The organism is Frankia sp. CeRuru1 (genome assembly GCF_977966315.1).
In genome coordinates, this window is sequence record NZ_CDWWEW010000176.1 from 1 (window position 1) to 10,417 (window position 10,417).

At 68.7% G+C, this 10,417-nt stretch carries 9 protein-coding genes, 2 tRNA genes and 1 pseudogene; 3 read left to right on the forward strand and 9 right to left on the reverse strand.

What is annotated here, in order from left to right:
* Positions 1 to 104 precede the first annotated feature (104 nt).
* The gene (locus AC08OP_RS13955) at positions 105 to 1,679 is read right to left on the reverse strand and encodes a sensor histidine kinase (RefSeq protein WP_476614588.1); all 1,575 of its coding nucleotides are present in this window, start codon (positions 1,677 to 1,679) and stop codon (positions 105 to 107) included.
* A 201-nt stretch (positions 1,680 to 1,880) separates the two neighbouring features.
* On the opposite strand from AC08OP_RS13955, the gene AC08OP_RS13960 reads away from it, so the two are divergent.
* Entirely contained in the window at positions 1,881 to 2,174 is a 294-nt protein-coding gene (locus tag AC08OP_RS13960; protein WP_476614589.1) for a hypothetical protein, read from the forward strand.
* A gap of 123 nt (positions 2,175 to 2,297) precedes the next feature.
* Here AC08OP_RS13960 and AC08OP_RS13965 read toward each other — a convergent pair.
* From AC08OP_RS13965 to AC08OP_RS13975, 3 genes are all read right to left on the reverse strand, one after another.
* Positions 2,298 to 2,370: transfer RNA gene (locus AC08OP_RS13965), tRNA-Glu, on the reverse strand.
* Positions 2,371 to 2,459: 89 nt separating this feature from the next.
* A tRNA-Gln gene (locus AC08OP_RS13970) sits at positions 2,460 to 2,531 on the reverse strand.
* Between the two features lie 168 nt (positions 2,532 to 2,699).
* Positions 2,700 to 3,479, reverse strand: coding sequence for a fumarylacetoacetate hydrolase family protein (locus AC08OP_RS13975; RefSeq protein WP_476614590.1), 780 nt, complete (start codon positions 3,477 to 3,479; stop codon positions 2,700 to 2,702).
* A gap of 291 nt (positions 3,480 to 3,770) precedes the next feature.
* On the opposite strand from AC08OP_RS13975, the gene AC08OP_RS13980 reads away from it, so the two are divergent.
* Positions 3,771 to 4,034, forward strand: a complete 264-nt coding sequence (locus AC08OP_RS13980; protein WP_462186127.1) for a hypothetical protein — start codon at positions 3,771 to 3,773, stop codon at positions 4,032 to 4,034.
* Between the two features lie 107 nt (positions 4,035 to 4,141).
* Here the strand turns inward: AC08OP_RS13980 and cimA are convergent, their stop codons facing one another.
* From cimA to AC08OP_RS14005, 5 genes are all read right to left on the reverse strand, one after another.
* A complete protein-coding gene (gene cimA / locus AC08OP_RS13985) occupies positions 4,142 to 5,746 on the reverse strand; it encodes a citramalate synthase (RefSeq protein WP_476598542.1) in 1,605 nt (534 codons plus the stop codon).
* Positions 5,747 to 5,981: 235 nt separating this feature from the next.
* On the reverse strand, positions 5,982 to 6,659 hold the full coding sequence (locus tag AC08OP_RS13990) for a Crp/Fnr family transcriptional regulator (RefSeq protein WP_476614591.1): 678 nt from the start codon (positions 6,657 to 6,659) through the stop codon (positions 5,982 to 5,984).
* Positions 6,660 to 6,769: 110 nt separating this feature from the next.
* Positions 6,770 to 7,156 (reverse strand): CBS domain-containing protein, encoded by a 387-nt coding sequence (locus AC08OP_RS13995; RefSeq protein WP_476614592.1) that lies wholly within the window; start codon positions 7,154 to 7,156, stop codon positions 6,770 to 6,772.
* 189 nt (positions 7,157 to 7,345) lie between these two features.
* Entirely contained in the window at positions 7,346 to 8,272 is a 927-nt protein-coding gene (gene ilvE, locus AC08OP_RS14000) for a branched-chain-amino-acid transaminase (protein ID WP_476598548.1), read from the reverse strand.
* A 218-nt stretch (positions 8,273 to 8,490) separates the two neighbouring features.
* Positions 8,491 to 9,519 (reverse strand): 3-isopropylmalate dehydrogenase, encoded by a 1,029-nt coding sequence (locus AC08OP_RS14005; protein ID WP_476614593.1) that lies wholly within the window; start codon positions 9,517 to 9,519, stop codon positions 8,491 to 8,493.
* Between the two features lie 621 nt (positions 9,520 to 10,140).
* On the opposite strand from AC08OP_RS14005, the pseudogene AC08OP_RS14010 reads away from it, so the two are divergent.
* Positions 10,141 to 10,417 (forward strand): annotated as a pseudogene (locus AC08OP_RS14010) (EAL domain-containing protein); the annotation flags it as partial.

The following is a 10,417-nucleotide window of genomic DNA, read 5'->3' on the forward strand; positions in this document are numbered from 1 at the left end:
GCCAAGAACTGAACGCCTGACCATCGGGCCGCCGCCTGGGCAGGTCCCGGCGCCTTCCCGGCACGGGGATCAGCCCGGCACGAGGAACGGTCTTCCCGCCCCGCTCAGCCGAGACGGTCCATGGGCAACGAGCGGATGTCGTCCCGGGGACCAGCGAGCGGCCCGCCGGTAAGCCGTGGCTTACCCGGCTCCTCGTCGACCCGGATACTGCGCGGCAGGGGCATCGGAACCGGCAGTTCCGCCTCAGGCTCCGGCGCGAGCGCCGCCAGGCCGGTCGCCGCCCACAGGTCCACCTCGACGATGATCTCGCCGTTCTCCGAGGACATCCGCAGCCGTCCCCCGTGTACCTCGACGAGGCGTCGCACGACGTAGAGCCCCATGCCGGCCCCGTCCGTGGGGCGGGTCGCCGTGCCGTCCCGCTGGGTGAACGGTTCGAAGAGCTGGCGGATGGTGTCGGGGTCGAGATCGGGCCCGGGATTACGGACGCGCAGGACGACCTCGTCGCCCACCCGGCCGGCTATGAGCCGTACCGGCGCTCCCGGCCAGGAGTGCACCAGGGCGTTGTCGACGAGGTTCGCGACCACCTGGATGAGGGCCTGTCGGGCCATCCGCACCGGCAGCTCCAGCGGAAGATCCACCGTCACGCTGCTCGGCGACCCGGTGTACGAGAGCGTGGCGAGCACGTGCCGGACGACCTCCGGCAGATCGGCGATGGTGGTCTCGTCCGTGCCGGTGGCCGTGGCGGCCGTGAGCATGTTCTCCAGCAGGCGGGAGAGGCGATCGGAGTAGTTCACCGCCGCATCGAGCAGATCGTCGAGCTGGGCGTCCGAGAGCCGGTCGCGACGGCGCTTGATGGTCAGCAGGTTTCCGCGGATACCGGTCAGTGGCGTGCGGAACTCGTGCGACACCGTCGCGACCAGGTCGCTGCGGATCCTGTCGGTCTCCTCCAACCGGGCCATCAGGCTCTGCTGACCCTCGTAGAGCTGCTGCCGGTAGTGCTCCACCCGGCGGCGGGACTGCTCGTTGTAGTGCCAGAAGACCATCTGTGCGCAGGCAAGAGCGAAGATGAAGCCGGCATGCAGGCCGGCCACCAGCCAGGCGTTGTCCAGCAGCTCCCCGTCGGCCGAAATGATGTTGCCGATCGCCAGGTTGGCGACGAACACGAAGGCGATCGCCAGCAGATAGACGGTCCACTCCTCGTAGAGCGCGATCAATGCGACGACCACGAAGAAGTGAAAGTACATCGGGGTGAGGCCGCTCGAAAAATGGACGAGGACGACCGAACAGCACAGCAGCCCGAGGCTGGCGGCCAGGGCACGGACCCGGCGGCGGCCGGGCACCACCGCGGAGGCGAACAGCAGCGCCGGCAGACTGGCCGCCAGAAAGCCGTGCACGAGGCTCAGGTCGCGCCAGATCGCGTAGCAGACGATGACCGGCAGGTGTATCGCCAGCACCAGGCACATCAACGTGTGACGGGCCGTCCAGTCCTCGATGGGAAGACCGCGGCCCTGGGGAAGCAGCGAGGTGATGCGCCGGGCGACTCCCGGCAGGACGTCCACCTGCTCCGGTGCCGATCCCGGCGGGCGCAGCCGACCAGCATGGCGGGCGGCGCGCCCCACGTGCGCACTACCATGCCGACGCCGTGCGCGTTCGGGTGCCGATGGACTGACGGTGGACATCCGCGCAAGTTTGTACCGATCCGGTGCTGGAGCACCATGGTTGTCAAGGGTGGTGTCGCATGGCGACAGTGCCCAGGTTTGACTAGGCCATCTGCACCACCTGGTACCGGGCTCAACGGAGCATGGCGCGGACCTCGCCCTCCCCGCCAGGCTGTGGTCCGCGGGGTGGCCCCGAGACAGCCCCCCACGGAGGAGGACACCGTGCCCCCAGTGGCCCTGACAGCCCCAGTGGCCCTGACAGCCTCGACCGCTTCCGCGATCGCCCCGTCGACCGTGGGTCGGATCAGCCCGCCGCAGCCGGGTGCCACCGACGATCCCGCGCTGACCGCCGTCATGGCCCGGGTCGCGTGCCCCCAGCTACGCCTGGTGGCCTCGACCCCGGACACCGAGATCGAAGTGGTCCACGGCCGCGGAGGCCCGGCGTCCTGCGGCTGCCGCGCGTGCACGATGGCCCGCCACCCCGCGGCCATGCTGCGGTTCGAGGTTGTGCGGTAGGCCCGGATCGCGCCCGACATGACGATGGCCCCCGGCGAGGAATCCGAGGGCCATCGATGGTCCGTCTTGGTGCGAGGGCGTAGCTCTCGTCCTCTGCGAAGAATCGAAGATAAAACCGCTGTGTAGCCCCGACCGGATTCGAACCGGCGCTACCGCCTTGAGAGGGCGGCGTCCTGGGCCGCTAGACGACGGGGCCAAGACTCTGGTTCTTACTTACGCGCTTACGCGCGTGTCACACTGTACAGTATAGCGGCCAGTTTCGACCGAGCGGCAGATCTGGTGCAGCTGGGGTACCAGGACTCGAACCTAGACTAACGGAGCCAGAATCCGTTGGGCTGCCAATTACCCCATACCCCATGGGCCCTGTTCGGGCGCTGCCTACTGTACCTCATGCAGACAGCACATCAGCGCGCCGGGGCGCCGATGCACGCCGGTCATCCCCGTCACGTCCCGTGGCTGGGGCATCGGGAACGACCGGCAGCCACCCGACCGGCAGTCACCCGGCGGAGGATCGCGCCGCGGGCGCTAGCGAGCCGTTACCGGGTTGGTGAGCGTCCCGATGCCCTCGACGGTCACCGCCACCGTCTGCCCCGGTGACATCGGCCCCACGCCCGCGGGCGTTCCGGTCAGCAGCACGTCGCCGGGTAGCAGCGTCATGGCCGACGACATGTAGGCGATCAACGAGGGGACGTCGCGCAGCAGCAGGCCGGTTCGGGAGCTCTGGCGCAGTTCGCCGTCCAGGGTGGTGCGGATGGTCAGATCCGCCGGGTCGAGATCCGTCTCGATCCAGGGACCGAGGGGGCAGAAGGCGTCATGGCCCTTGGCCCGGGTCCACTGGCCGTCCGCCTTCTGCTGATCGCGAGCGGTCACGTCATTGGCGCAGGTATAGCCGAGCACCACTTCGAAGGCCCGTTCCACCGGGACGTCACGGCACAGCCGGCCGATGACGATCGCCAGCTCGCCCTCGAAGTCGACCCGCTCGCTGTCCGACGGAAGAGTGATCGGATCGCCCGGGCCGGCGACGCTGGTGGAGGGCTTGAGGAAGAGGATCGGACGCTCGGGCGGGGTGTCACCGCCCATCTCCCGGACATGGTCGGCATAGTTCTTGCCCACGCAGAGCACCTTGCTCGGCAGCACGGGAGCGAGCAGCCGCACGTCGCCGAGCCCCCGGCGGACGCCGGTGAAGGAGAACGGACCGAACGGATGCGGGGTGATGCCGGAGATCACGGCCGTACCCGACTCGATCGACCCCTCCACGACCCCGAACCCAGGCTCCGAACCATCGGTAAACCTCGCGATACGCACCCCCAGACCGTACCGAGCCCGCGGAAGGAGCTGACCCGACCGGCCGGTGGGCGGCCCCGCCACACCGCGGGTATGACTCGTATGACCGACATGACCACGGCCGGGCCTGATCAAGTTCGCCAGAACGGTGACGAGTGACCGAGAATTAGGCTGGAACCCGCGCCTGGTCCACCAGCGGATGGCAGCCACCCGCTCCCGCTGTCCCGTACTGACCAGATCCGACGCGGACGGCCGACATCACCGCGGAGCTGCCCGGCAAGTTACCCGGCAGAGGAAAGGGAAAGGAAAACGGTGAGCGAGACCGACACCACCCCCGTCTACGATGTCGGCGCACCCGAGCCGAAGCCGATCGACGAGGAACTGAGCGTCAAACTGGGCCACCTGGCCGAAGACGCGATCCTGCGGGGTAAACCCAACGGCGACGAGCGGTGCGACAACTGCCTGTACTACCTGGACGCCGACAAGGACATCACCTACTGCTGGCACCCGAAGCTACGCGTTCTGGTCGGCGGCGACTGGTGGTGCCAGTGGTGGGAGGAGATCCCGCAGGACTGACCACACGTAGCCGGCGGCCCGGCCCGCGGCGGCGGGCTGCTCCGCGGGCGGTACAACGGGAGCACCCACGCCCGGGCGGGGCCGCTCCCGGGGGTTGGGGCCCGGCGTCAGGCCGCGTCCGGGTCTGGGCGCTCTCCCTGCCGCCGCAGTCCGTAGTCGACGGCGTCCTCCAGGGCCGCCCAGGAGGCGGCGATGATGTTCTCGTCCACGCCGATCGTGTCCCAGCACTCGCGGCCGTCACTGGTTCCCACCAGGACCCGGGTCACCGCGCCGGTCCCCTGCTTGCCGTCGAGGATCCGAACCTTGTAGTCCACCAGGTCCAGATCGGCCAACCCCGGATATGCCTTCTCCAGCGCGTTGCGCAGTGCCGTGTCGAGAGCGTTGACCGGTCCGTTCCCCTCCGCCGTCGCGACGTGGCGTTCGCCGTGCGAGGTGAGCTTCACCGTCGCCTCACTGACCACCTCGCCGCCCGGGCGCTGCTCGACGATGACACGCCAGGATTCGAGGGTGTAGAACCGCTGCCGGCCGGCCACCTCGTCGCGCAGCAGGAGTTCGAAGGAGGCCTCCGCGGCCTCGTAGACGTACCCGGCCGCCTCCCGCTCCTTGACCAGGTCCACCACCCGTCCGAGCGCCTCACGCTGGTTCGACAGGTCAAGGCCGAGCTCACGGCCCTTCAGTTCGATGGTCGCCCGACCGGCGAGCTCCGAGACCAGCATCCTCATGTCACTGCCCACGACCGCCGGGTCGATGTGCTGGTACAGGTCCGGATCGACCTTGACGGCGCTGGCGTGCAGGCCGGCCTTGTGCGCGAAGGCGCTGGCCCCGACGTACGGCCGGTGCGGGTCGGGCACGGAGTTGGTGACCTCGTCGATCGCGTGGGAGACCCGGACGAGCTCACGCAGCCGCCCGGGCGGCAGCACGGCCCGGTCCAACTTGGTCTCCAGACCCGCGATGACGCTCAGCAGGTTGGCGTTCCCGCACCGCTCGCCGTAGCCGTTTGCGGTGCCCTGCACGTGGGTGACGCCGGCCTCCACCGCCACCAGAGTGTTCGCGACCGCGCAGTCGGCGTCGTCGTGGCAGTGGATACCGAGCCGGGCGCCGGTCGTGGCGAGAACATCGGCGACGACCGCGCCGATCCGCGCCGGGAGCATGCCGCCGTTCGTGTCGCACAGCACGACGACCTCGGCACCGGCCTCGGCCGCAACGGAGACGACCTCAAGGGCGTAGGCGGGATGCACCCGATGGCCGTCGAAGAAGTGCTCGGCGTCGACGAAGACCCGCTTTCCCTCCGCGCGCAGATGCACGACGGTGTCCCGGATCATCGCGAGGTTCTCGGCCGGGGTGGTGCGCAGGGCACGTTCGACATGGCGCAGATCCGACTTGGCGACCAGGCAGACCACCGAGGTCCCCGCGTCCCGAAGCGCCGCCACCTGGGGATCGTCCGCGGCGGCGCGGCCCGCCCGCCGGGTGGCCCCGAAGGCGGTCAGCACGGCGGTCGTCAGGTTCAGTTCGCCGCGCGCCCGGGTGAAGAACTCCGCGTCCTTCGGGTTCGATCCCGGCCAGCCGCCCTCGATGAAACCGACACCGAGATCGTCCAGGTGACGGGCCACCGCGAGTTTGTCGCCGACCGAGAGCGACAACCCCTCCTGCTGGGTACCGTCCCGCAATGTCGTGTCATAGATGTGCAGGGAATCGGGATCGTATGGCCGCACGGGGCGCCCCTCCGCAAGGATCTTGGGCCGTTCCGCCCCGGCCGAGCCGAGCGGTCCGGACAACCTCCGGCACGCCGAACCGAGCAGAGTTCGGGAACCTGGGGCCGCCACGCGCCCGGCCCCAGGGGTCAGCGACCGAAGCGCGCGACGGAGACGGGTTCGCCGCCGGGTGACAAGCCTACGATGTAACAGGCCCGACATGTGACGGATGTGGCGTGCGCCACAGCGGAGGATCTCAGTCCCCCGCAAACCGGCGTAGCCGGTCGACCTGCAGGATCGTGATGGTCTGACCTTCCGAGAGGATCCAGGTCCTCCGCTCGAACTCGCGCAACGCCTGGTTCACCGACTGGCGGGAACCGCCGAGCAGCGAGGCGATCTCGGTCTGCGTGAGGCCGAGTTCGATCATTGGACGCCCCGCCTCCCGCATCCGCAGCAGGAGCAACTTGGCCACGCGTCGCGGCAGATCGAGGAAGACGAGGTCGGCATTCGCTCCGGTGAGGCGTCGCACGTGCGCCACCAGTGCTCGGATGAGCTGCTCGGCGACGGCCGGCCGTTCCCGCACGAGTTCCCAGACCGCGGTGCGGTCGAGAACCAGCGCAGTACTCGGTTCGAGCGCCTCAACGCCGGCGGACCGGGTACCCCCTTCGACGATGTTGAGTTCTCCCAGGGTTTCCCGTGGCCCGACAATGTTCAAAACGTGATCACGGCCGTCATCGGCCTTCGTGAGCACCTTCAACCGCCCGGAGGCGACCACCAGAAGAGTGTCGGCGGGCTCACCTTCCGTGAAGACAACCTGTCCACGCCGGAAACGTCGCGTGACGGCTCGCGTGGCGAGCCGCAACAGGTCCTCCTCCTGCAGTTCCTTCAGCAGCGTGGTCGCTCGGAGCAGGGCGACCGCCTCGTTGTCGTGCATGCGGTGACCGTAGCGCCGTCCGCCTGCCTCATGTTCCCCAGCTACCCCGGACGACGGGATCGGATTCGGCGGCAGACCGCAAGCATCCCCGGCGTACGACACGGTAGATATCATACCGTAACATGATAGTTACTCCAGCAACGTACCACGTCGCGCATGGAGAGAATTCCGGCTACGCCACCGCCCGAGGTCACGATAAGGTGCCGAAAACCGCCCCGCAGCATCGCGGCAGCCGCCTCGTCCAAGGACCACTCCGGATCCGCGAAGACGACATCGCGGGTGAGATGGTCGCCCGCGATCTCGACATCCGGATCCTGAGCCGCGGCGATCGATCGCAGAACGTCCCGTTCGGTCAGGATCCCGTAGCCCTCACTGTCCGCATCGTGGACGACCGCGGCACCCACCTTGCGCGCCGCCATCAGCCTCGCCGCCTGGCGAAGCGTGTGCCCCGGGCCGATCATGAGAACAAGGGAGCTCATAGCCTCCGAAACCCGCACGACGCCCTCCCGACGCTTGTGCATTCGTGAAAACTGCTACTCGCGACGGTAGGCCCCGCCGGCCGTGTTGACCAGAGCACACGATGCTTCGGCGTGGGCATTATGAGAGCCTGGCCACGCGGGGCCGGGCTCACGACCCTGGCCGGGACGCGGGGCAACGCGCGAACGCCCGCGACGCCGGCCACGGCGTTATTGTTGGACGAACTCGTTCCACTCCTGGTATCGGTCCAGTTCCCCCCGGGTCGCGCGGTGGAAGATCTCCAGCAGCTCCCGGGTGACGGGGCCCGGCTTCCCGCTCCCGACCTGCCGGTCATCCACCTCGACGATCGGCACGATCTCGGCCGCCGTGCCGGTGAAGAACGCCTCGTCAGCCAGATAGAGGTCGGTGCGCACGATGTGCTGCTCGATCACCTCGTACCCCTGATCGGCGGCGATCCTCATGATCGAGGCGCGGGTGATGCCACCGAGCGGACCGTCCGTGAGGAGCGGAGTGATGACCTTGCGTCCGGAGACGATGAAGACGTTTTCCCCGGTGCCGTCGGCGATGTGGCCATTGGGGCTGGTCAGAATCGCCTCGTCGTAACCGGCCTTGACCGCCGCGACCTTCGCCAGGGACGAGTTGAGGTACTGCCCGGACGCCTTGGCCGCCGGCGGCGTGATGTTCGGGTCGTTCCGCTTCCAGGAGGAAATCATCGCGCGGACGCCGTTCTCCTCTGCCTCCTCGCCGAGGTAGGCGCCCCACGGCCACACCGCGATCATGACCTCGACAGGAGAAGGCAACGGATTGAGCCCCATCTCACCGTAACCGAGGTAGATCAGCGGCCGGATGTAGCAGGAGGCGATGTCGTTCACCGCGATGGTCTCCTTCGTCGCCGCGACGACCTGCTCCGGCGTGAAGGACGGCTCCATCACATAAATCTTGGCACTGCGGTAGAGACGGGCGATGTGGTCCGTCAGCCGGAACACGGCGGGCCCTTGGGCCGTCTCGTAGCAGCGGACGCCTTCGAACACACCCCACCCGTAGTGCAGGGTCGGGTTGAGCACGTGGATGCGGGCGTCGTCCCAGTCGACGAACTCTCCACTCATCCAGATCTTCGAGGTTGGGGTGATAGGCACGGCGACTCCAGGCCAAAGTACGACGAAGCGAACAGGAGATGACGAATCCGCCGATCTTCGCCGTGGTGGGGCCCTGTCGGCTGCCGTCTTACCGGATCTACGGCTCCCGTAGAGGATAACCACGACGCACCTGGACCGGAAGGGCCCCCGCGGCGATCAACCATCCGGCCTCCACCGGTGGCGTGGCGGGGTGGCGCGAGGACCGGGGTGGCGAGGACTCAGCCCGCCGCCCGCGCGGCGAGGTCCTCGCCGCGTCCCCGGGTCGACAGCTGGGCCGCTCCCGCGGCGGCACGATCCGCCAGGGAGGATGCGACGGCGGCCTCGACCTTCGCCGCCTCCTCGGCGTGGCCGAGATGATCGAGCAGCATCGCCACCGAGGCGACGGTGGCTGTCGGGTCGGCGAGCTGCCTGCCGGCGATATCCGGGGCGCTGCCGTGCACGGGCTCGAACATGCTCGGGTGGGCACCGGAGGGATCGAGGTTGCCACTGGCGGCCAGGCCGATCCCGCCGGTGATGGCCGCGCCGATGTCGGTGATGATGTCGCCGAACATGTTGTCCGTCACGACGACGTCGAACCGGCCCGGATCGGTCACGAAGAACATCGAGGCCGCGTCCACGTGCTGGTAGTCGACGCGCACGTCGGGGAACTCGGGCGCCACCTCGGCCACGGTGCGCGACCACAGGTCGCCGGCCTTGGTCAGCACGTTGTTCTTGTGCACGAGAGTCAGGTGGCGACGCTCGCGTCGATCGGCCCGCCGGAACGCGTCGCGCACGACGCGCTCGACGCCGTACCGGGTGTTGAGGCTCTCCTCGGTCGCCACCTCGTGAGGCGTCCCCTTCCGGAGCACACCCCCCGCGCCCGCGTACGGCCCCTCCGTGCCCTCCCGCACCACGATCATGTCGATAGCCGGATCGCCGGCCAGCGGCGAGCGGACTCCCGGATAGAGCCGCACCGGCCGGAGATTGACGTGATGGTCGAATTCGAACCGCAGCCGCAGCAGCAGGCCACGCTCGAGGACACCGCTGGGCACGCCGGGATCACCGACCGCCCCGAGCAGGATCGCGTCGTGACCGCGCAGTTCCTCCAGCACCGAGTCGGGCAGCGTCTCCCCGGTCTCGTGCCAGCGCCGGGCACCCAGGTCGTATTCGGTCATGTCGACCTTGGGATGTACCGCGCGCAGCACCCGCAACCCCTCCGCCACCACCTCGGGGCCGATCCCGTCACCGCCGATCACTGCAAGCCTCATGGGCCGACTGTAGCGGCCGACCGCGGCCCCGCAGCGGTCCCACCCGGCCTGGACCGCCCGACCGGTGCCGATCCGGCGCGGGTCCGCACGGGTCCGCACGGGTCCGCTCACGACGGGCCACCGCCCCGGCGGCCGTCATCGTACTCCCGAACGGCCGCGAATCACCCCCGAATAACTGCGAACGGTAGCTATACCACTACCTCAGCCTAACCTCGCCCCCGGAACGCCACCCACACTTCCACATTCGATCACTTTGAGTAATCGTAGCGCACCACCTCGCCGAATAAAGTTCACCCCCGTTGTTGCTGGATTGATTTCCATCGGCCGACTCGGACTACTCGCACGCCTCGCGTCGGCACCCGAAAATCCTGGCGAGCAATGACCGTTTTGGCGACGGATCAACGATGAACGACGCCTCCGGCGCCCAGAAACCGCCGATCTTGCGCCGAGGGCACGGGAAGGACGATGAACGGAAATCCGACCGCCACCCGCTGGTCGCACAAAAGAGCGCAGGATTCACAACTCCGGACGGTACTCGCACCCGGCATCGCGGCCGGATGGTAAGAAAATCACTTACAGGACAGGTGCGACGTGCTTCGATGCGAGGGGGGTGCACGGCGCATGATTACTCGGCAGCGGATTCCCGCGGGACCTCCGTCCAGCGACCGCCCCGATGTCGGCGACGCGGCTGTTTCGCCCGGCGGCGCGGCCGAGGGCAGGACGCTGCCCGCGGCCGGTGGGGCGGGTCCCCCCGGCCGGTCGAAGAACAGCGACGGGGGTGGGACGCGTGGCGACGACCGGCCCGACCTACGCCGGGTTCTCGCCGATCCCGACGAACCCGTGCTGTTCTTCCAGCCGATCGTGGATCTGCAACGGGGGGTCATCGCGGGGTATGAGG